Annotated in this window: 22 protein-coding genes, 1 tRNA gene and 1 riboswitch; of the genes, 13 read left to right on the top strand and 10 right to left on the bottom strand. The window is 72.7% G+C overall.

Annotated elements, in window-relative coordinates; genetic code table 11:
* The first annotated feature begins 60 nt into the window (after positions 1-60).
* Genes ABD106_RS06235 through ABD106_RS06245 form a run of 3 tightly spaced genes read left to right on the top strand, consistent with a single transcriptional unit; the run spans position 61 to position 1,450 of the window.
* Complete coding sequence (locus ABD106_RS06235; protein ID WP_343918471.1) at positions 61-297, top strand: type II toxin-antitoxin system Phd/YefM family antitoxin; 237 nt, start codon at positions 61-63, stop codon at positions 295-297.
* Entirely contained in the window at positions 294-704 is a 411-nt protein-coding gene (locus tag ABD106_RS06240; protein WP_343918473.1) for a type II toxin-antitoxin system VapC family toxin, read from the top strand. Before ABD106_RS06235 ends, ABD106_RS06240 begins: the two co-directional genes overlap by 4 nt.
* A 44-nt stretch (positions 705-748) precedes the next feature.
* Entirely contained in the window at positions 749-1,450 is a 702-nt protein-coding gene (locus tag ABD106_RS06245) for a phosphotransferase family protein (RefSeq protein WP_343918475.1), read from the top strand.
* A gap of 88 nt (positions 1,451-1,538) precedes the next feature.
* Here ABD106_RS06245 and ABD106_RS06250 read toward each other — a convergent pair whose 3' ends face one another.
* The gene (locus ABD106_RS06250) at positions 1,539-2,708 is read right to left on the bottom strand and encodes an RtcB family protein (protein WP_343918477.1); all 1,170 of its coding nucleotides are present in this window, start codon (positions 2,706-2,708) and stop codon (positions 1,539-1,541) included.
* Positions 2,709-3,046: 338 nt separating this feature from the next.
* Here ABD106_RS06250 and ABD106_RS06255 point away from each other — a divergent pair, with 338 nt between their 5' ends.
* Entirely contained in the window at positions 3,047-3,685 is a 639-nt protein-coding gene (locus tag ABD106_RS06255) for a GyrI-like domain-containing protein (RefSeq protein ID WP_343918479.1), read from the top strand.
* Positions 3,686-3,691: 6 nt separating this feature from the next.
* Here ABD106_RS06255 and ABD106_RS06260 read toward each other — a convergent pair whose 3' ends face one another.
* From ABD106_RS06260 to ABD106_RS06270, 3 genes are all read right to left on the bottom strand, one after another.
* Entirely contained in the window at positions 3,692-4,309 is a 618-nt protein-coding gene (locus ABD106_RS06260) for a PepSY domain-containing protein (protein ID WP_343918481.1), read from the bottom strand.
* A gap of 64 nt (positions 4,310-4,373) precedes the next feature.
* Positions 4,374-6,086 carry a long-chain-fatty-acid--CoA ligase gene (locus ABD106_RS06265; RefSeq protein ID WP_343918483.1) on the bottom strand — a complete coding sequence of 571 codons (1,713 nt, stop codon included), beginning with the start codon at positions 6,084-6,086 and terminating at the stop codon, positions 4,374-4,376.
* 85 nt (positions 6,087-6,171) lie between these two features.
* A complete protein-coding gene (locus ABD106_RS06270; RefSeq protein ID WP_343918485.1) occupies positions 6,172-7,104 on the bottom strand; it encodes an aldose 1-epimerase family protein in 933 nt (310 codons plus the stop codon).
* A gap of 129 nt (positions 7,105-7,233) precedes the next feature.
* Here ABD106_RS06270 and ABD106_RS06275 point away from each other — a divergent pair, with 129 nt between their 5' ends.
* The 4 genes from ABD106_RS06275 to ABD106_RS06290 are packed head-to-tail and all read left to right on the top strand — an operon-like array spanning position 7,234 to position 11,250.
* On the top strand, positions 7,234-8,367 hold the full coding sequence (locus ABD106_RS06275; protein WP_343918487.1) for a glycosyltransferase family protein: 1,134 nt from the start codon (positions 7,234-7,236) through the stop codon (positions 8,365-8,367).
* Positions 8,364-9,440 carry a glycosyltransferase family 4 protein gene (locus tag ABD106_RS06280; RefSeq protein WP_343918489.1) on the top strand — a complete coding sequence of 359 codons (1,077 nt, stop codon included), beginning with the start codon at positions 8,364-8,366 and terminating at the stop codon, positions 9,438-9,440. Before ABD106_RS06275 ends, ABD106_RS06280 begins: the two co-directional genes overlap by 4 nt.
* Positions 9,437-10,423, top strand: a complete 987-nt coding sequence (locus ABD106_RS06285) for a glycosyltransferase (RefSeq protein ID WP_343918491.1) — start codon at positions 9,437-9,439, stop codon at positions 10,421-10,423. Before ABD106_RS06280 ends, ABD106_RS06285 begins: the two co-directional genes overlap by 4 nt.
* Positions 10,420-11,250 carry a glycosyltransferase family 2 protein gene (locus ABD106_RS06290; RefSeq protein ID WP_343918493.1) on the top strand — a complete coding sequence of 277 codons (831 nt, stop codon included), beginning with the start codon at positions 10,420-10,422 and terminating at the stop codon, positions 11,248-11,250. The genes ABD106_RS06285 and ABD106_RS06290 overlap by 4 nt, the downstream gene beginning before the upstream one ends.
* A gap of 26 nt (positions 11,251-11,276) precedes the next feature.
* Here ABD106_RS06290 and ABD106_RS06295 read toward each other — a convergent pair.
* Positions 11,277-11,350 (bottom strand) — tRNA-Leu (locus ABD106_RS06295).
* Between the two features lie 165 nt (positions 11,351-11,515).
* On the opposite strand from ABD106_RS06295, the gene ABD106_RS06300 reads away from it, so the two are divergent.
* Positions 11,516-12,874, top strand: a complete 1,359-nt coding sequence (locus tag ABD106_RS06300) for an ABC transporter substrate-binding protein (protein WP_343918495.1) — start codon at positions 11,516-11,518, stop codon at positions 12,872-12,874.
* A 75-nt stretch (positions 12,875-12,949) separates the two neighbouring features.
* On the opposite strand, the gene ABD106_RS06305 is transcribed toward ABD106_RS06300, so the two are convergent.
* From ABD106_RS06305 to ABD106_RS06315, 3 genes are all read right to left on the bottom strand, one after another.
* Positions 12,950-13,954, bottom strand: a complete 1,005-nt coding sequence (locus ABD106_RS06305) for a carbohydrate ABC transporter permease (protein ID WP_343918497.1) — start codon at positions 13,952-13,954, stop codon at positions 12,950-12,952.
* Entirely contained in the window at positions 13,951-14,856 is a 906-nt protein-coding gene (locus tag ABD106_RS06310) for a carbohydrate ABC transporter permease (RefSeq protein WP_343918499.1), read from the bottom strand. The genes ABD106_RS06305 and ABD106_RS06310 overlap by 4 nt, the downstream gene beginning before the upstream one ends.
* 194 nt (positions 14,857-15,050) lie before the next feature.
* Positions 15,051-15,413 carry an A1S_2505 family phage non-structural protein gene (locus tag ABD106_RS06315; protein ID WP_343918501.1) on the bottom strand — a complete coding sequence of 121 codons (363 nt, stop codon included), beginning with the start codon at positions 15,411-15,413 and terminating at the stop codon, positions 15,051-15,053.
* 32 nt (positions 15,414-15,445) lie between these two features.
* On the opposite strand from ABD106_RS06315, the gene ABD106_RS06320 reads away from it, so the two are divergent.
* On the top strand, positions 15,446-15,985 hold the full coding sequence (locus ABD106_RS06320; RefSeq protein WP_343918503.1) for a gamma carbonic anhydrase family protein: 540 nt from the start codon (positions 15,446-15,448) through the stop codon (positions 15,983-15,985).
* Positions 15,986-16,069: 84 nt separating this feature from the next.
* A complete protein-coding gene (locus ABD106_RS06325) occupies positions 16,070-16,567 on the top strand; it encodes an SRPBCC domain-containing protein (RefSeq protein WP_343918505.1) in 498 nt (165 codons plus the stop codon).
* A gap of 58 nt (positions 16,568-16,625) precedes the next feature.
* Here the strand turns inward: ABD106_RS06325 and ABD106_RS06330 are convergent, their stop codons facing one another.
* Both ABD106_RS06330 and glyA read right to left on the bottom strand, forming a co-directional pair.
* Positions 16,626-17,513: a bifunctional methylenetetrahydrofolate dehydrogenase/methenyltetrahydrofolate cyclohydrolase gene (locus ABD106_RS06330; RefSeq protein ID WP_343918507.1), complete on the bottom strand. Its 888-nt coding sequence runs from the start codon at positions 17,511-17,513 to the stop codon at positions 16,626-16,628.
* The gene (gene glyA, locus ABD106_RS06335; protein WP_343918509.1) at positions 17,510-18,841 is read right to left on the bottom strand and encodes a serine hydroxymethyltransferase; all 1,332 of its coding nucleotides are present in this window, start codon (positions 18,839-18,841) and stop codon (positions 17,510-17,512) included. The genes ABD106_RS06330 and glyA overlap by 4 nt, the downstream gene beginning before the upstream one ends.
* A gap of 38 nt (positions 18,842-18,879) precedes the next feature.
* Positions 18,880-18,973, bottom strand: a riboswitch (ZMP/ZTP riboswitch).
* A 175-nt stretch (positions 18,974-19,148) separates the two neighbouring features.
* Here glyA and ABD106_RS06340 point away from each other — a divergent pair.
* Together ABD106_RS06340 and ABD106_RS06345 are read left to right on the top strand one after the other, a co-directional pair.
* Positions 19,149-19,919 carry an SDR family NAD(P)-dependent oxidoreductase gene (locus ABD106_RS06340; RefSeq protein ID WP_343918511.1) on the top strand — a complete coding sequence of 257 codons (771 nt, stop codon included), beginning with the start codon at positions 19,149-19,151 and terminating at the stop codon, positions 19,917-19,919.
* 118 nt (positions 19,920-20,037) lie between these two features.
* Positions 20,038-20,553, top strand: coding sequence for a DinB family protein (locus ABD106_RS06345; protein ID WP_343918513.1), 516 nt, complete (start codon positions 20,038-20,040; stop codon positions 20,551-20,553).
* The last annotated feature ends 60 nt before the right edge of the window (positions 20,554-20,613 follow it).

Below are 20,613 nucleotides of genomic sequence, written 5' to 3' on the forward strand. Positions count from 1 at the left end.
GGTTCGGCGTCCCGGCGGGTGGCCATGGACCCGCTGTATCACCGGTGATACATTCTCCGCATGAGCACGGTGACCGTGCGCGAGCTGCGCAACAAGGGCGGAGAGGTCCTCGATCGCGTCGTCGACGGAGAGACGTTCGTCGTCACTCGCGACGGCAGGGCAGTTGCGGAGCTGTCACCGCTGCGGCGCCGCAGCGCCCCGCCGCAGGAGCTGATCGCCCGTCGACGGGCGCTGCCACCGATCGACATCGACGCCCTGCGACGCGACGTCGACGAGCTGCTGGACGCATCGATATGACCGTGGAGCGAGGCCTGCTCGACACGTCGACCGTCATCCTCTTGGGCCGGGTGACCGATCCTGGCTCGCTCCCCGACGACTGCGTCATCAGCGCCGTGACGCTGGCCGAGCTCTCCGTCGGTCCCCACGTCGCCGCGACCGAGGCGGAGCGCGCGGCGCGGCAGGCCCACCTGCAGCAGGCCGAGGCGGACTTCGAGGTGATCGCGTTCGATGCGGCCGCCGCTCGAGCCTTCGGCGTGGTCGCCGCATCGCTCCGAGCCGCGGGGAGGAAGCCGGCCGCGCGCGCCTACGACGCACTCATCGCCGCGACGGCCATCGCCAACTCGATGCCCCTGTACACCTGCAACCCTGCCGACTTCACAGGCATCGATCAGCTCGAGATCCACTCGGTCGCGGTCGGCTCCTGAGCGCGAGCGCACAGCACTCGCGGCCGGCTTGCGAGGATGGTCGGATGCGGCAGGGAGCGAGCGGGCACGTCCGACTGGTGCAGTGCGGCCGGCGCACGCTCGTCGAGAAGCGCCTGCCGGACCCGCTCGGCCACGACACCGAGGCGCTCGCGCTGCGCACGCTGGCCGGCAGCGGGCTCCACGTCCCCGAGCTGGTGGAGGTCGCGCCGGGATCGATCCTCATGACGCGGATGCCGGGCGAGCGGCTCGACGAGGTCCATCCCGATGTCCGGCTCGACGGCCTGCGCGCATCCGCCGCCCTGCTTCGCAGGCTGCACGGGATCGAGCCCCCTGCGGAGCTGCCCGCGGCGCCCGACGACGCACGCACCATCCGCCGCTACGTCGACGCGGGCGGTCCGCCGCTCCCTCTGACGATCCCTCCGGCGACCCCTGCGGTGTTCTGCCACGGCGACTGGGGCGACGGCAACCTGCTCGCAGTCGACGGCCGCATCACCGCGGTGCTCGACTGGGAGAAGGCGCACCTGGGCGACCCGCTCCGCGAGCTCGCCGGCGCGGCATGGGGTGCGGCGCGGAAGGATCCGCGCTCGTTCGACGCGATCGCAGAGGGATACGGCGCCGATCCGGATGCGCTGCGGCCGTGGGTGCCCATCCACGCCGCCAGGCTCTGGCTGTGGTTCGCCGAGATGGGTCCTCCCGAGCACCTCGACCAGCTGACCGCCGAGCTGCTCGCCTGGCACGACGCCTGAGCGCCGCTCGGTCGCCGAGCACTCGGGTTCGACGAGCGGCGGACCCGCCCCCGAGCGGTGGCCCCGAGGGACCACCGCTCGGCGCGGCTCAGTCGCCCTTCACGTTCACGAGCTGGCGCAGCGTGTGGCGGATGCGCACGAGGTCGGCCGCGTCGGCCATGACCTCGTCGATCGGCTTGTACGCCTGCGGGATCTCGTCGATGAACGCGTCGGTGTCGCGGTACTCGATGCCGACCATCGCCTCGCGCAGCTCGTCGCGCGAGAAGGTGCGACGAGCGGCGTTCCGCGAGAGCCTGCGCCCCGCGCCGTGCGGCGCGGAGTCGAGCGCCCGCGGGTTGCCGAGCCCCTCCACGACGTACGAGGCGGTGCCCATCGAGCCCGGGATGAGCCCCGGCCGACCCGCGTCGGCCTGGATCGCGCCCTTGCGCGACACCCACACCCGCTTGCCGAAGTGCGTCTCCGACTCGGTGAAGTTGTGGTGGCAGTTGATCCGCTCGAGCTCCTCGATCGGAGCACCGACGAAGCGGCCGAGCTGGTCGGCGACCCGATCCATCATCTCCTCGCGGTTGAGCAGCGCGAACCGCTGCGCCCAGCGCAGCTCGGCGATGTAGCGGTCGAACTCGCGCGTCCCCTCGACGAGGTACGCGAGGTCGGGGTCGGGGAGCTCGATCCACGACTGCTTCGCGAACCGCTGCGCGACGCCGATGTGGTGCTGGGCGATCTTGTTGCCCACCCCGCGGGAGCCGGAGTGCAGGAACATCCACACCGCATCCGTCTCGTCGACGGAGACCTCGATGAAGTGGTTGCCGCTGCCGAGCGACCCGACCTGCAGCCGCCAGTGCTTCGCGTAGCGCTCGGGGTCGAAGCCGGCGCGCTCGGCGAGCTGCTCGAGCTCGGCGACGCGCGGCTCGGCCGTGGGCCGCACCGAGCGGTTGTCGCGACCGGCCGACAGCGGGATGCTGCGCTCGATCTGCTCGCGCAGCTCGGCGAGGTCGCGGTCCGCGAGGTCGTCGCGCGTCAGCTGCGTGCGCACGGCGATCATGCCGCAACCGATGTCGACGCCGACCGCCGCGGGCATGATCGCGCCGAGCGTCGGGATGACCGAGCCGACGGTCGCGCCGCGGCCGAGGTGCGCATCCGGCATCAGTGCCAGGTGCGGGTAGATGAACGGCATGCGCGACGCGGTGCGAGCCTGCTCGAGGGTCGATGCCTCGAGGATGCTCGCCCACGACAGCAGCCGCTCGGAGATGGTCTCCATGGTGGCTTTCCTTCGATGGGTGCGCCGGGAGGCGCGGTGGGAGCTGCCTCAGGATGCGGGCAGTCTCCCCCATTCGAGGAGCAGGCGTCCCGGACCCTGTCGGTCGCGGGACGCGCGGAGCTGGAGGGCTACGCGGCCGGCGCCGGAGAGCGTGGCTGATCGAGGTGCGGGTAGACCCGGACCTCTGCTCGTTCGCGCTTCGCGCTCACGATCGCCACCTCTCGACGTGCCTGCCGTGCGGGTGCACAGCCTTGCGAAGGTACGGCATCGTCGGCGAGCCGTCAACGGGGCGCAGGATCGGATGCATCGCCCTAGCCTTGCCGCGGAGGTGCGCGTCGGTGGAGAAGGTCGATCTCAAGCGCTCGCTCGACGCGTATCGGGCGAAGCCGGGCGAGCTGCGGATCGTCGACGTGCCCGAGCTGCAGTACCTCATGCTCGACGGCCGCGGCGACCCCAACGGGCCGGCGTTCGCGGAGGCGCTCGAGGCGCTCTACCCGGTGGCGTACGCGCTCAAGTTCGCGAGCAAGCGCGAGCTCGGCCGCGACTACGCCGTCATGCCGCTCGAGGGCCTGTGGTGGGCGGACGACATGGATGCGTTCACGATCGTCCGCGACAAGGCGAACTGGCAGTGGACGCTCCTCATGCTCGTGCCCGACTGGATCGACGGCGCGATGGTCGACGACGCGGTCGCGGCCGTCGCGGCGAAGCGCGCGCCCGCGCGGCTCCACGACGTCCGCCTCGAGCCGCTCGCCGAGGGCCGGTGCGTGCAGACGCTCCACGTCGGCGCGTTCGACGACGAGGGGCCGGCGCTCGAGCGGATGCACCGGGACTTCATCCCCGAGCGCGGCCTGCGCATGACGGGCCGCCACCACGAGATCTACCTGAGCGACGCCCGGCGCGTCGACCCCGCGAAGCGGCGCACGATCCTGCGGCAGCCGGTGGTCGCCGCGCAGCCGGGCACCGCGCCCGGCTCCTGACGCCCGTCAGCGGTCGACGCGCAGGATCGAACCGTCGGCGACCGAGACGTGGACCTCGATCTCGTCGCGGAACGACACCTCCCACGCCGGGCCGTCGCTGTCGTCCTCGAGCGACGCGTCGTCGAAGGCTGCGTCGCCGGCCTCGGCGGCGGCCGCCTCGATCGCCTCGACGAGCGAGATGCCCGCGGCGTCGAGCGCGGCACGGTCGTCGTCGTCGACGTCGCCCTCGCGCTCAGTCGAGACCACGCTCGCGCCGTCGCCGCTCACGAGCACGGTGATCTGCTCGGTGCCGTCCGCGAGGTCGACCTCCCACGAGGCGTCGTCGTCCTCGTCGTCGATCTCGAAGGCGGTGGCGCCGGTCTCCGACTCGGCGAGCTCGATCGCGGCGATGGCGCCCTCGATCCCGGGGCCGGCGGCATCGCCGCCCTGCGTGGCGTCGGGCGACGCGGACGCCGTCTCGCTGGGCGACGAGCTCTCGGAGGTCTCGGCGGTCGCGGTCGGCGCGGTCGCGGTCTCGCTCGGATCGTCGATCTGCGGCGTCGACGAGCATGACGCGAGCGCGAGCGCCCCGGAGAGCGCGAGGGCGGTGAGCAGCGTGGTGCGTGCAGGAGCGGTGGTCGACATGCGGGCGAGGCTAGTCAGCCGACGTGAGAGCCTCGTGGGATGCGCCTGAGAGCTCTCCGCGCGCTCACTCCGCCTGCAGCAGCTCGCGCACCTCGCGCCGCAGCACCTTGCCGACCGGCGACAGCGGCAGCGCGTCGACGATGCGGATGCGGCGCGGCGCCTTGTAGGCGGCGATCCGCTCGCGCACGTGGCGGCGCAGCTCGTCCTCCGTCGGCGCCTCGCCCTCGACCGGCACGACGGCCGCCATGACGTCCTCGCTGCCGTCCTTGCCCGGGAGTCCCACGACCGCCGCGTGCGCGACGAGCGGGTGCGAGCACAGCGCTTCCTCGACCTCGGAGGGGTAGACGTTGAAGCCGCCCGAGATGATGAGGTCCTTGATGCGGTCGACGATCGTGACGAAGCCGTCGTCGCTGCGCTCGACGATGTCGCCCGTGCGCAGCCAGCCGTCCGCGAGCAGCACCTTCGCGGTCTCCTCGGGCTGCTGCCAGTAGCCCTCGAACACCTGCGGGCCGCGGATGAGCAGCTCGCCCGGCTCGCCCGGCGGGCGGTCGACGGATGGCTCGTCGGGGTCGACGACGCGGATCTCGGTGGAGGGGAAGGGCAGCCCGACGGAGCCGGGTCGCCGCGTCGGAGCGAGCGGGTTGCCGAGCGCGATCGGCGACGTCTCGGTCATGCCGTAGCCCTCGACGAGCACGCCGCCGGTCAGGCGCTCCCACCGCTCGACGAGCTCGGCCGGCAGCGGCATCGCGCCCGAGATCGCGAAGCGCACCGAGGTGAGGTCGATGCCCCGCTCCTCCGCCGCATCCGCGAGCCGCGCGTAGATGGGCGGCACGCCGGGCAGGAAGGTCGCGGGACGGCGCTCCATCGCCTCGAGCACCTGGTCGACGTCGAAGCGCGGGAACAGCACGAGGCACGCGCCGAGCCGCACCGACATGAGCAGGCACAGCAGCATCCCGTAGGCGTGGAAGAGCGGCAGGATGCCGTAGAGCACCTCGCGGCCATCCTGCAGGTCGGGCACCCACGCGCGGCTCTGCGCGACGTTCGCGACGAGGTTGCGGTGCGTCAGCATCGCGGCCTTCGGCGCGCCGGTCGTGCCGCCCGTGTACTGCAGGAGCGCGACGTCGGCGGGATCGGCGACGTGCGGGCGGGGCGCGGTCGCGGCTCCGCGGCGCGGGCGCACGGCGTCGTCCCACGAGCGTCCGGCCGACGGCCGCGAGGTCATCGCCGCGCGCGTCTCGCGCGCCTTCCTGATCGGCAGCCGGAGCGCGAGCCGCTTCGTGAGCGGCAGCGCGCGGCTGATGTCGACGGTGAAGAGGGTGAGCTCGTGCTCGAGCCGCAGCCCGGCGACGGTGTCGGCGCTCTTGTCCCAAACGACGGCGACGCGCGCGCCGTGGTCGGTGAACGACCGCTGCAGCTCGTCGCGCGGCGAGAGCGGGTTCTGCTCGACGACCACGCCGCCGAGCTCGAGCACGGCGTAGAACGCGACGACCGCCTGCGGGCACGACGGCATCACGAGCGCCACCCGGTCGCCGGCGCCGACGCCGGCGGCCGCGAGCGCCGCGGCCGCCGCGCGCACCTGCTCGCCGAGCTCGGCGTAGGTCGTGGTCGCGCCGTACCAGTCGAGCGCCGGCCGGTCGGGATGCGCGCCGATCGCATCGTGCAGCACCGTCGTGAGCGAGACGTCGGGCACCTCGACGCGACCGGGCACACCGGGCGCGTAGCCCGCCGGTGCGCTCACGTCGTCGTCCGGTCGCTGCGTGCCCATCTGTGCCTCCATCGCGCGATGCTCCGCCGCAGCGCGACGTGCGCTCACGATTCTCGTCCTGCCCGTCGCCCGCGCCAAACCGGCGGGCGCGGCGCGGCTAGAAGCCGACCGGCTCGATGCCCCAGTGGCCGGCCCACGACTCGCCGGGCTCGAGCCAGACGAGCGACTGGCCCGACCGCAGCGCGTTCGCCGGCGCGCTCATCGGCTCGATCGCGACGGCGTGCTTCGGGCCGCCCGCCGCCGGGAAGTCGCTCGGCGTGAAGACGACGACGTAGGGGTACGACGAGTCCTGCCAGAGCTCCGCGCCCCGGCCGCTGTCGTCGACGAGCGACGACGTCGCCACGCCGCCGACGAACTCGAGCCCGCCGTAGTTGTGGTCGATGTCGAGCTCGGCCAGCCGGCGGCCCGCTCGCAGGTCGGGGGCCGACGCATCCATCGCGTCGACGAGCGTCTCCTCGGTCGGGATGAGGTCGACGGCGTTGAAGACCCGACCGGCCGGCACCGTGAGGGTGAGGCGATCGGCGGGTGTGTCGCCGACGGCGAGGTACGGATGCGCTCCGCACGCCCACGGGGCGCGCTCGGTGCCGACGTTCGTCGCCTCGTGCGAGACCTGCAGCCCGTCGTCGGTGAGCTCGTAGGCGACGGTCGTGTCGACGAGGAACGGCCAGCCCGTCTGCGGGTGGATGGTCGCCTGCAGCACAACGCGCGACTCGGAGTGCTCGAGCACCCGGTAGGGGAAGAAGCGCAGCAGGCCGTGGCTCGCGTTGCCGAGATCCCGCTCGGTGATCGGCAGCCGCTGGGTGGCGCCGTCGAGCTCCCAGTCGCCGCCCGCGACGCGACCGCCCCACGGCGCGAGCACGATGCCCTGGCCCTTCGCCGGCCTGGCGTGCTCGGGGAACGGCTCGACGAGGTCGACGCCGTCGAAGCTGAGCTCGCGCAGCCCTGCGGCGACCTCGGTGATCGTCGCGCGCAGCTCCTTGCCGTCGACGGTGCGCGAGAGGGTGAACTGCTGTCCTGTGGGCGGCCGCATGCCGCGAGCCTAGGAGATCGGGGCGGCTCCGCGCTCGCGGTTGCGCATCCAGCCTTTCGGTGCATACTGCGGACGGGGAGTGGGGTACATCCGTGCTGCACGCGCCGACGGGGATGGAGGAGCACGAGCATGACGACGACGCGCCCGAGCGGCGCTGCCATCGACGCGCGACCGAGCGACCGCCGCACGATCCGCGTCGCCTCGGTCCCGGCCGCGCACGTGTACGTGCAGCACCTCGCGCCCGTCACCGACCGGCTGCAGCTGCCGTTCGTCGAGCGCCTGCCGGATCCCGACCCCGATGATCCGGCACGACCCGCGGGCGCGAAGTGGTGGCCGCCCACGATGCTCGAGCCCGAGTGGGTGCGCACGCATCCCGAGTTCGACCTCATGCACCTCCAGTTCGGGTTCGACGCCCGCACGCCCGCGCAGCTCGCCGAGCTCGTCGACGCCCTGCGCGAGACCGGCAGGCCGCTCGTCTACACGGTGCACGATCTGCGCAACCCCCACCACGCGACCCGGAACGCGCACGACGAGCAGCTCGACGTGCTCGTCCCCGCAGCAGATGCGCTCATCACGCTGACGCCGGGCGCTGCGGCCGAGATCCGTCGACGCTGGGGCGTCGAGGCGCTCGTGCTGCCCCACCCGCACGTCGTCGACCTCGAGACCATGCGCCAGACCGCGGACCGCATGCAGCGCGCCGCCGGCGAACCGTTCCGCGTCGGCGTGCACGTCAAGAGCCTGCGCTCGAGCATGAATCCGCTGCCCGTGCTGCGCGTGCTCGCGGAGGCCGTGCGCGAGCTGCCGAACGCGGTGCTCCAGGTGAACGGCCACACCGACGTGCTGCGCGCCGGGGAGCGGTTCGAGCGTCCGCTCGCCGAGTTCCTCGAGCGGGCGGCGGCCGACGGGCTGCTCGAGCTCCACGTGCACGACTTCCTCGACGACGACGCGCTCTGGGCCTACCTCGGGTCGCTCGACGTGTCGGTGCTCCCGTACCGGTTCGGCACGCACTCGGGGTGGCTCGAGGCGTGCCGCGACCTCGGCACCGCGGTCATCGCGCCCGATTGCGGCTACTACCGCGAGCAGGGCCCGGTGCTCGAGTACCGCAACCACGACGACGACTTCGACCCGGCGTCCCTCCGCGCCGCGCTCCACCGCGCATACGGTTCGCCTGCGCCCGCCCCGCTGCGCGTGCAGCACCGGGTGTCGCAGCGCGACGAGATCGCGAGCGCGCACGCGCGCCTCTACGAATCGCTCGTGACGTGAGCGGGCTGCGGATCTGCCTCATCGCCTCGAGCCGGTTCCCGGTCGCCGAGCCCTTCGTCGGCGGCCTCGAGGCGCACACGCACGCCCTCACGCGCGCGCTCGTCGCCCGCGGGCACTCGGTCACGCTGTTCGCAGCCGAGGGCTCCGACCCGCTGCTCGGTGCACACACGCTCGAGACCGCGCCCTTCGAGGCCTCGCCCGGCGCGCGCCGGGACATCGCCGCCCCGCCGGACCAGTGGATGAGCGAGCACCACGCCTACCTCGGCCTCTGCCTCGACCTCGTCGCCACCGGCGCGGACCGGTTCGACGTCATCCACAACAACTCCCTGCATCACCTGCCGGTGGCCATGTCGACCGCGATCCCCGTGCCGATGCTCACGACCCTCCACACACCCCCGACGCCGTGGCTCGAGTCGGCAGCGCACTACGCGGAGGCGCGCTCGCGGTTCGTCTCGGTCAGCGCCTTCACCGCTCGGCAGTGGCAGCGCGCGGTGCACGCGACGGTGATCCCGAACGGGGTCGACACGAGCCGATGGACGCCCGGCCCCGGCGGCGGACCAGCGATCTGGTTCGGGCGGCTCGTGCCCGAGAAGGCCCCGCACCTCGCGATCCGGGCCGCGAAGCTCGCCGACATGCCGCTCGACCTCGCGGGGCCGGTGCTCGACGAGGACTACTTCGCGGCGGAGATCGCGCCGCACCTCGACGACCGCATCCGGCACCTCGGCCACCTCGACTCCGCGGCGCTCGCGCGGCACGTGGGGCGAGCATCCGTGACGGTCGTCACCCCCGTGTGGGATGAGCCGTACGGGCTCGTCGCGGCCGAGTCGATGGCGAGCGGCACGCCCGTCGCCGCCCTCGCCCGCGGCGGGCTCACCGAGGTGATCTCGCCCGAGAGCGGCCGCCTCTGCGCGACCGACGACACCGCAGAGCTCGCTCGCGCGATGCTCGAGGCGCGCGAGCTCTCGCGCGAGGCGACGCGGGCGCACGCGGTCGCCCACTGCTCGATCGACGCGATGGTCGACGCGTACGAGCGCAGCTACGCGTCGCTCGCCGAGGAGCGGCGAGCGGCGTGATCGGCTACTACATCCACCACCACGGCCGCGGTCACCTGTCTCGAGCGATCGCGATCGCGTCGGCGCTCGACGGCCCGGTCACGGGGCTCTCGAGCCTGCCGAGGCCGGCCGAGTGGACCGGCGCCTGGGTGCCGCTCGACTCGGACGAGACGGCAGCGCCCCTCGATCCCGACGCGGGCACGATGCTCCACTGGGCGCCGCTGGGGCACCCGGGCCTGCGTGCGCGCATGGCGCGCATCGCGCGCTGGATCGCCGACGAGCGGCCGCGGGCGCTCGTCGTCGACGTCTCGGTCGAGGTCGCGGTGCTCGCGCGACTGCACGGGGTGCCCGTCGTCACGGTCGCGATGCCGGGCCGGCGCACCGACCCGGCGCACGAGCTGGGCTTCGGCGTCTCGACCGGCATCATCGGGGCGTGGCCGCCGGAGGCGACGGGCATGCTCGCTGGCCTGCCGCCGCTCGGCGAGCGCCTGCACGCCGTCGGCGCGATCTCGCGCTTCGCGCCATCGAGCGCTGCCGCCCCCGGCCCCGGTCGCCGCGCGGTCGTCTTCGGCGGCGCCGGCGGCGACGGCTTCACGGCCGAGGCGATCAGCCGGGCGCGCGCCGAGGCACCGGAGTGGGACTGGATGCACCTGGGCGCGAACGGGAGCTGGTCGGACGATCCGTGGGAGGTGCTGCGCACCGCGTCGGTCGTCATCACGCACGCGGGCGAGAGCGCGATCGCCGAGGTCGCGGCGGCGCGGCGGCCCGCGGTCGTGATCCCGCAGCCCCGGCCCCATGACGAGCAGCACGTGACCGCGGCCGTGCTCGCGGGGGCGGACTGGCCCGCGCTCGTGCTGCCCGAGCTGCCGGCGACCCGATGGCCTGAGCTGCTGCGCGCCGCCTCGCGGCTCGACGCCGGCCGCTGGCAGGCGTGGAACGACGGCCGCGGCGCCGAGCGCGCGGCTGCCGTGATCGCAGCCGCGGCCGAGCGGGTGCCCGCGTGACGAGGGTCGCGGTCGTCACGATCGCGCACGGCCGGCACGAGCACTGGGCGCTGCAGCGCGCGGCGCTCGAGCGCTCCCGCCGCAGGCCGGACGAGCGCATCCTCGTCGTGATGGACGACCCGGTGCTCGCGCGCGAGGCGCGCGCCGCGGGCGGCACGCGCGTCGTCGAGACCGACCTCGACGCCGGCTCCCTGCCGCTCGCCCGCGCGCGCAACCTCGGCGCGCGGGAGGCGCTCGCGCGCGGCGCCGACGTGCTCGTGCTCCTCGACGTCGACTGCCTGCCCGCGCCCGGGCTCGTCGATGCGTACGCGGATGCCGCGAGCGCCGCGGCGACGCGCGAGCACCTGCTGTCGGGACCCGTCACCTACCTCGATCCGGCGCCCGCCGGCGGCTACGACCTCGACGGGCTCGCCTCGCTCGACCGACCGCATCCCGCCCGACCCGCTCCCCCGCCCGGCGACGTCGTCATCGGCGGCTCGCACGATCTCTTCTGGTCGCTCTCGTTCGCGCTCACCGCCGACCTCTGGCGGCGGATCGGCGGCTTCCACGAGGCCTACGTCGGCTACGGCGGCGAGGACACCGACTTCGCGTGGACCGCGCGGTCCCTCGACGTCCCCATGGCGTGGGTGGGCAGCGCGCGCGCCTTCCACCAGCACCATCCGATCGAGGACCCACCCCGACGCCACCTCGACGCGATCCTCCGCAACGGCGCGCTCTTCCACGATCGGTGGGGGTCGTGGCCCATGCGCGGCTGGCTCGACGCCTTCGTCGACGAGGGGCTCGTCGAGCGCACCGCGAGCGGCGGGTATCGGCGCAGCGGCGCCTGAGCCGACCACCCGGCCTGCAGCGCTCGTGCCCCCGCTGGGATTCGAACCCAGACTGGGCGGAGTTTAAGTCCGCTGCCTCTGCCGGTTGGGCTACGGGGGCGGGACGCGAGCATCCTCCCCCAACCGTAGAGGCAAGCCGAGCGGTCGGCCGAACGGGCCCCTCGAACCTGGAGAAGCGCTTCTCGACCGGGGTACACGTTGGCGGTACGCTCCGGCCAAGAGCCGACGCGGGCCGCGTCCGGCCATCCGACACGAGGAGACCGACATGCGAGCACGTGCAGGCGCCGCCGGCGCCATCGCAGCAGCGCTGCTGCTGACCGGATGCGGCGGCGGGACGGCCGGCGAAGAGGCCGACTTCGGCGCCGACCCGAGCGGTGCGATGAGCGGCTGGGGCTTCGAGAACACCGACGACGTGGGCCAGGCTCGACTCGACCACGCCGCCGCACAGCTCGAGGGCGTCGAGATCACGCTCGACCAGACCGCCTTCGACGCGCAGAAGTTCACCACCCTCGCGGCGTCCGGCTCGGTGCCCGACGTCGTGCAGATCGACCGGCAGTTCGTCGCCACCTACGCCGCGCAAGGGCTGCTCATGCCGCTCGACGCGTGCTTCTCGGCCAACGAGGTCGACCCGCAGCAGCGCTGGTACCCGCAGGTGGTGCAGGACGTGACGTGGGATGACCAGGTGTGGGCGGTGCCGCAGTTCTACCAGCCGCCGCTCATCCTCACGAACGCCCGCGTCATGGAGGAGGCCGGCGTGGCCCCTGAGGACCTCGACCCGAGCGACCCGGTCGCGATGATCGACGCCGCCGAGGCGATGACGGCCACCGAGGGCGGCTCGCTCTCGCGCGTCGGCTTCGACCCGCAGGGCGTCTCGAAGGCTGCGGCGTGGATGCTGTCGTTCGGCGGCGGCATCGTCGACGAGTCGGGTGCTCCCACGCTCGACCGCGCCGAGAACGTCCAGGCCGCCGAGTTCCTGCAGCAGCTCTACGACGCGCAGGGCGGCTTCGCCGAGGTCTCGAGCCTCGTCGACTCGTTCGACATCTTCGGCGACGGGAACCCTTACGTCACCGACCAGGTCGGCGCCGCGGTCTTCGACCAGTGGTACGTCAACGTGCTCACGCCGTACGCGGAGGACGTCGAGATCGGCGCGGTCGCGATCCGCGACCAAGAGGGTGACCCGTTCACCGCCGCGGGCGGCTCGTCCTTCGTCATCCCCGCCGGCGCCGCCAACCCCTCGGCGTCGTGCGCGTGGGCGCTCGAGCTCACGTCGCCCGAGGCCTGGCAGGCCGCTGCCGAGGCGCGAGCGGCGACCACCGAGGAGGAGCCCGAGCGGCTCGGCATCAACGCCGGTCTCTTCACCGGCTCACCCGAGAGCGACACGGCGATCCGCGAGAACTTCGCCTCGGCCGAGGGATACCCCGGGTTCCAGGAGGCGATCGACGCGTACTACGACGTCGCCGCGGAGGGCACCTCGATCGGCGGCTCCCCCGCCGGCCAGCAGATCCAGACGGAGCTGCAGAACGCCATGCAGGCGATCCTGCTCGGCGACAGCTCGGCGGAGGAGGCACTGGCCGCCGCGCAGGAGGCCGCGCAGCGCGCCTACGACCAGGTCGCGGTCGAGTAGCCGACCGATGCACCGACGAGGGCGGGAGCGGCGATGCCGCTCCCGCCCTCGTCGCGTGTGCGCCGGTGCCTTCGACTACCCCTTGCGACCCGAGGTCGCGAGGCCCTCGATGAACGACCGCTGCCCGAAGGCGAACAGGATGAGCATCGGCAGCGTGACGATGAGCGCCGCCACCATGACGAACTGGTAGTCGCCGTGCCCGCCGGTGGACGGGTCGTACTTCGTCATGGCGCTCGCGATGCCGAGCGGCACCGTGTAGCCCTCCGCCGAGCCGACGTTGAGGTAGATGAGGGCACCCTGCAGGTTGTTCCAGCTCGCCTGGAACTCGAACAGGAACACGATCACGAACGACGGGATCGAGAGCGGGAACGCGATCCGCCAGAACTGCCCCCACGCGTTCAGCCCGTCGATCCGAGCGGCCTCGAACAGCTCCTTCGGCAGGCCGAGGAAGAACTGCCGCTGCAGGAAGATGTAGAACGCCGAGCCGAACAGGTTCGCGCCCCACAGCGGCACGTGCGTGCCGACGAATCCGAGCTGGTTCCAGATGAGGAACTGCGGCACGAGCGTGACCGCGCCGGGCAGCATCATCGTCGCGAGCACGACGCCGAACAGCACCTTGCGACCGGGGAAGCGGAAGTAGGCGAAGCCGAAGGCCACGAGCGAGCTCGAGAGGGTAACGAGTCCCGCCGCGAGGACCGCGATCAGGATGCTGTTGCCGAGCCAGTTGAGCAGCGGCAGCTCGTTGAAGACCTGCACGTAGTTCTCGGGCACCCAGGTCTGCGGGATGAGGCGGTTGTCGAAGACCTCGCCGCGCGGCTTGAGGCTCGCGGCGAGCAGCCACGCGAACGGGTAGAGGAACAGCGCGCTGCAGACGAGCAGCAGCACCCAGCGCGCGACCTCCCCGACGCGCTGCATCGGCGAGAGCGGCGCTCCGCGCGGACGGCGACGCTGCGGTCGACCGCGACGGCCGCCGCCGCTGCCGTCGCTCGACGACCCCTCGGTGTCGGCGGTCTCCTGCTCGCGCTCGGCGCCGAGCGCGTAGGCCTCCTGCACAGGACCGGCCTGGATGGGCGTGCTCACTTGGCGTCCTCGCTCTCGTAGTAGACGAACCGGTTGCCCACGCGCATCTGGATGAGCGAGATCACCAGGATGATGAGGAACAGCAGCCACGCCATCGCGGCCGCGAAGCCGAAGTTGAACTGCCGGAACGCCTGGTCGAACAGGTAGATCGCGTAGAACAGCGACGCATCCGAGGTCCCCGCCCCCGTCTGCCGGTGGAACAGCAGGAACGCCTGGTCGAAGATCTGGAACGCCGCGATCGTCAGCACGAGCACGTTGAAGAACACGGCGGGCGAGATCATCGGCAGCGTCACGTTCCAGAAGCGCCTCCCCGCGCCGGCGCCGTCGAGCGACGCCGCCTCGTAGAGGTCGCGCGGCACGTTCTGCAGCGCGGCGAGGAAGATCACCATCGTGCCCGCGACGCCCCACAGCGTCATGAGCACGATCGACGGCTTGACCCACGCTGGGTCGAGCAGCCACTGCGGTCCCTCGATGCCGATCGCCGCGAGCCCGCGGTTGATCGCACCCTGACTGCCGTTGAGCAGCAGCAGGAAGACGGATGCGGTGGCGACCACCGGCGTCATCTTCGGCAGGTAGAAGACGGTGCGGAAGAAGCCCGCACCGCGCTTCGCGCTGTTGAGGAGCATGGCGAGCCCGAGCGCGAGCATCACCTCGAGCGGCACCGCGAGCACCGCGTAGTACAGCGTGTTGCCGAGCGCCGTGACGATCTTCGGGTCCTCGATGAGCTGCTGGTAGTTCGCGAACCCGATCGGCCGGGCGGTGTCGGTCGCCAGCTGGTAGCGGCTGAACGAGATGACGAGGCTGTAGACCATCGCGCCCAGGGTGAAGACGAGGAAGCCGACGATCCACGGCGAGATGAAGAGGATGCCCGTGAGCGCCTCGCGGCGCTGCATCTTCGTCATCCGCGCCTTCGGGGCCCTCGCGCGCCGCCCGCGCCTCGCTGGCTCAGTGGGCGGGTCGGCGGCGCCGTTGGCGCCGGGAGCTGCGGTCGTCGTCGACACGGTGCCTCCTGCGGGTCAGGCGACCCGGTGGAGCCGCACCCCACTTAGTACCCCACTTCTCCGAGAACCGCATCAGCACTGCTGCGAAGCGGTGGTCAGGAGCGCTCGAGCACCGCCAGGAAGCGCGCCGGCAGCACGACGTTCTCGGGCGCGTCGCGGAACAGCGGCGCGATCTGCTCGGGCGAGTAGCCAGCGATGCCGCAGCCGATCTCGGTCACGAGCAGCTCGAGCTCGGGATGCTCCGCCGCGAAGGCGAGGAACGTCGTGACCTCGTGGGCGATGACCGTGAGCCCGCTCATGGTGTCGATCGCGTACGACTGGCCGTGCAGCCCGTGCCCCTCGCCCCAGACCGCGCCGAAGCGCTCGTGCGCGGTGCGCGCGGCACCCGCGCCGTGCTGGCCGGAGGCGTTCGACCCGAAGACGAACACCTGGTGCGGCTCGAGCGATTCGATCCTCATGCGGCGAGGATACGCCCGGCTACGCTGGCGCCATGACGGTCCACGAGCGCGCCACGATCATCCCGCTGCCCGGCCTCGCACCGCAGGTGCCCGACTCGGCGCTCGTGATGCCGGGGGTCGTCGTCGCGGGCGACGTCTCGCTCGGCGAACGCGTCGGCATCTGGCCCGGCGCGAGCGTGCGCGCCGAGGAGGAGCCGATCACGATCGGCGACGACAGCAACGTGCAGGACTCCTGCTCGCTCCACGTCGACGCGGGCTCGCCGCTCACGATCGGCGCGCGCGTCTCGATCGGGCACAACGCGGTCGTGCACGGCTGCACCGTCGAGGACGACGTGCTCATCGGCATGCACGCCACCGTCATGAACGGCGCCGTCATCGGCACGGGCTCGATCGTCGCCGCCGGCGCGCTCGTCACCGAGGGCACCGTCATCCCCGCGAACTCGCTCGTCGCAGGCGTGCCCGGCAAGGTGCGGCGCGAGACGACGGAGGACGAGCGCGTCGGCATCGCGCGCAACGCCGAGGTCTACAGCACGCGCATCCAGGTCTACGTCGACGCGCTCGGCGCGGGCTGACGCTGCGGCGGTCGCCACGGGGCATCTCGCGGTGGCGATCGCCGCGACCGGATGCGTAGGCTCGGCCGCATCGGAGGGAGCGACATGGGCATCGCACGCACGGGCACCGTCACGCGGCACGGCGAGTCGGTCGAGCTCACGCTCGAGCGCAAGGTGACGGCCGATGCGATCGCGGTGTGGCCGTTCCTGAGCGAGTCGCGCGAGCTCGGGCTGTGGTTCGGCACCTACGCGGGCGACCCCGACTCGGGCGAGGTGGTCGTGAGCCTGACCGCCGAGGAGGGCGAGGCGACGAGCGCGGTCGAGATCCTCGACTGCCAGGCGCCCGAGCGCCTGGCAGTGCTCACCTCCGACGAGGCCGGCACCTGGAGCCTCGAGGTCGAGCTCATCGACGGCGGCCACGAGCCGGGCTCGGGCACGACGATCCGCTTCACGCACCACGACGTGGCGCTCTCCGCGCTGCCCGACGTCGCGCCGGGGTGGGAGTGGTACCTCGACCGACTCGTCGCGGCGCTCGGCGGGCACCCGATGCCCGAGTGGGACGACTACTACCCCGCCCTGCGCGACGCCTACCGCGCCCGCTAGCACCACGCTGATCGAGGAGCTGCCGGCGAAGCCGGCCGCGTCTCGAGATCACGGCGCGTCAGCGGGAGCGGACCGCCTTCTCGGCCATCTGCACCACGTTGTCGAGCAGCATGACGCGCGTCATCGGGCCGACGCCGCCGGGCACGGGCGAAACCCACGCTGCGACATCGCGCACGGCGGGGTCGACGTCGCCCAGCAGCTTGACCTTGCCGGTCTCGGCCGAGAGCCCGCGCGTGATGCCCACGTCGAGCACCGCGGCGCCCGGCTTCACCCAGTCGGCCTTGATGAGCCCCGGCACGCCCACCGCCGCCACGACGATGTCGGCCTCGCGCACCTGCGCGGCGAGGTCGGGCGTGCGCGAGTGGCAGAGCGTCACGGTCGCGTCGATGCCCTTCCGCGTCAGCAGCAGGCCGAGCGGCCGGCCGACGGTCAAGCCGCGGCCGACGACCGCCACGGTCGCGCCGGCGATCTCGATGTCATGGTGCCGCAGCATCCGCACGATGCCGGCGGGCGTGCACGGCAGCGGCGAGTCGATCGGCCCGTCGACGCCGAGCACGAGCCGGCCGAGGTTCACCGGGTGCAGGCCGTCGGCATCCTTCGCCGGGTCCATGAGCTCGAGCATCGCGTGCTCGTCGTGCCCGGGCGGCAGCGGCAGCTGCACGATGTAGCCGGTCACCTCACGGGCGTCGTTGAGGTCGCGGATGGCCGCGCGCACGTCGGCGCTCGACGCGCCCGTGGGCAGGTCGACGCGGATCGACGTGATCCCGACCTCCGCGCAGTCGCGGTGCTTGCCCTTGACGTACGACAGGCTCGCGGGGTCGTCGCCGACGAGCAGCGTGCCGAGGCCGGGCGTGACGCCCTTCGCGGCGAGCGCCGAGACGCGGTCGCGCAGCTCCGCCTTGATGGCGGATGCGGTGGCGTTGCCGTCGAGCGTGCGTGCGGTCATCGATCCACGCTCGAGCTCAGCTCGTGCACCGCCTCGGGCTGGCCGCTCGGGCCGACGCCCGGGTAGAGCGGGAGCGCCTCGGCGAGCTTCGCGACGCGGGCGCGGAGCGCCGGCAGGTCGGCGCCCGGGAGCAGCGCGAGCGCGATGACGTCGGCGACCTCGGTGAACTCCTCGTCGCCGAAGCCGCGCGTCGCGAGCGCCGGCGTGCCGATGCGGAGGCCGCTCGTCACCATCGGCGGGCGCGGGTCGTTCGGCACCGCGTTGCGGTTGACGGTGATGCGGATCTCGTGCAGGAGGTCCTCGGCCTGCTTGCCGTCGATCGCGGCGTCGCGCAGGTCGACGAGCACGAGGTGCACGTCGGTGCCGTTCGAGCGCACGGTGATGCCGGCATCCGCCACGTCCTGCTGCATGAGCCGATCGGCGAGGATGCGCGCGCCTCGGAGCGTGCGCTCCTGGCGCTCCTTGAACTCCTCCGAGCCGGCGAGCTTGAACGCCGTCGCCTTCGCGGCGATGACGTGCATGAGCGGGCCGCCCTGCTGGCCCGGGAAGACGGCCGAGTTGATCTTCTTCGCGATGTCGGCGTCGTTCGTGAGGATGAAGCCCGACCGGGGGCCGCCGATGGTCTTGTGGACGGTCGACGAGACGACGTGCGCGTGCTCGACCGGGTTCGCGTGCAGCCCGGCGGCGACGAGGCCGGCGAAGTGCGCCATGTCGACCCAGAGCAGCGCGCCGACCTCGTCGGCGATCGCACGGAACGCAGCGAAGTCGAGCTGGCGCGGGTAGGCCGACCAGCCGGCGATGATCACCTTCGGCTTGTGCTCGACGGCGAGGCGGCGCACCTCCTCCATGTCGACGCGGCTCGACTCGGGGTCGACGCCGTAGGCGACGATGTCGTAGAGGCGGCCGGAGAAGTTGATCTTCATGCCGTGCGTGAGGTGGCCGCCGTGGTCGAGCGAGAGGCCGAGGATCGTGTCGCCGGGGCGGGCGATCGCGTGCAGCACGGCCGCGTTCGCGGTCGCGCCCGAGTGGGGCTGCACGTTGGCGAACGCGGCGCCGAAGAGCGACTTCGCGCGCTCGATCGCGAGCGACTCGGCGACGTCCACGGCCTCGCAGCCGCCGTAGTAGCGGCGGCCCGGGTAGCCCTCGGCGTACTTGTTCGTGAGCACGGAGCCCGCGGCCTCGAGCACGGCAACGGGCACGAAGTTCTCGCTCGCGATCATCTCGAGGTAGTCGCGCTGTCGGTCGAGCTCCTGCTGGAGCACGGCGGCGATCTCGGGATCGACCTCGAGCAGCGGGCTGTTGAAGGTGGAGGGCAGGCGGTCGGTCACGGTTGCTCCTTCGCTGGTGCGCTGGCGCGCGTCATGGGTTCGGATGCCCAGGCGCGCGGCACGGGGATGTCTCCCACTGGCTCGGCCGCTCCCCGGTGGTGCTCCACCTCTGCGCCAGTCGCGACCGATCCCATCGTAGCCGCGGCGGTGAGCCGAGGGCGGATGCGGATGGCGACGCGTCGACCTCAGCCTTCGATCAGGGGTCCCCCACGGCCGCGCGCCGCATAGGCGATGCACAGGAGACAGGGCAACTCTGATGAGACATCGTCAACACTGTTGGCACTTCGAACGTCTCCAAGGAGGACCCATGAGCGTCATCGACCTCACCGGCAAGGTCGCGATCGTGACCGGCGGCGGCAGCGGCATCGGCAAGGCCACGTCCGAGCTCTTCGCGAGCCTCGGCGCGACCGTCGTCGTCTGCGACATCGCCGAGACCGCGAACGAGACCGTCGCGAGCATCGAGACCGCAGGCGGCACCGCATCCGCCGTCATCGGCGACATCGGCGACGTCGCCGTCGCCGACTCGATCGTCGCGGCCGCCGTCGAGCGCCACGGCAAGCTCGACGTGCTCATCAACAACGCGGGCATCATGGACCGCTTCGCGGGCGCGGCGAGCACCGAGGACGACGTCTGGCGCCGCATCATGCGCGTCAACCTCGACGGCCCCTTCTTCCTCACGCGCGCGGCGCTGCGCGTGATGCTGCCGGCCGGCGGCGGGTCGATCGTGAACGTGGCCTCGGCGGCGGGCATCCGCGGCGCTGCGGCCGGCGCCGCCTACACGGCGTCGAAGCACGCCGTCGTCGGCCTCACGCGCAACACGGCGTACACCTACGGCAAGCAGGGCATCCGCGCCAACGCGGTCGCTCCCGGTGGCGTCGAGACCAACGTGATGACCGCCGACATCCAGCAGAACATGGACATGGAGGGCCTGGGCGCCATCACGCCCGTGCACCAGTCGGCCCTGCGCACGGCCCAGCCCATCGAGCAGGCCAACCTGCTCGCGTTCCTCGCTTCCGACGCGGCGAGCAACGTCAACGGCGCGATCATCCCGAACGACGGCGGCTGGTTCGCGGGCTGAGCCCCGCGCTCCCGCAACGGGACCCCTTCCGCCCTCGCGGACCCGGTGCACCGGGTCCGGCTCGGTGGGAGGGGTCCCGTTCGTGCGGGCGTGGCGCACGGCGTGCTTGGATCGGCGCATGGCCGACGACGACCGCATCCGCTCGCTCCTGCTCGGCGCGCTCGACGCGCAGCGGCGGCACGTGCTCGCCGCGATCGACGGGCTCACCGATGCGCAGCTGCGCAAGCCCGCGCTGCCGTCGGGCTGGTCGCCGATCGGGCTCGTGCGGCACCTGACGCTCGGGGGCGAGCGCTACTGGCTGCACACGGTGATGGCGGGCGAGCCGCTCGACGACTGGCCCGAGGACGACCCGGCGGTCGACGCCGGCAGGCCCGCGGACTGGCGCGTGGACGCCGACGAACCGACGGATGCCGTGGTGCAGGAGTACCGCGACGCCATCGCGCGCTCCGACGCGATCCTCGCGGGGCTGCCGCTCGAGGCCCGCCCGCTGCGCCCTGAGCCGGACTGGCCTGCCGACCGCTTCCCCGACCTCGCAGCGGTGCTGCTGCACGTCATCCTCGATGCCGCGACGCACGCCGGCCACCTCGACGCCGCGCGCGAGCTCATCGACGGCCGCCAGCACCTCGTGCTCTGAGCCGGACCCTCCGCCGAGCGCCCCCGCCCCGCGCCGCGGACCCGAGATCGGCAGCCGGAC

This window comes from Agrococcus citreus, from assembly GCF_039527715.1.
Taxonomy (GTDB): Bacteria; Actinomycetota; Actinomycetes; order Actinomycetales; family Microbacteriaceae; genus Agrococcus; species Agrococcus citreus.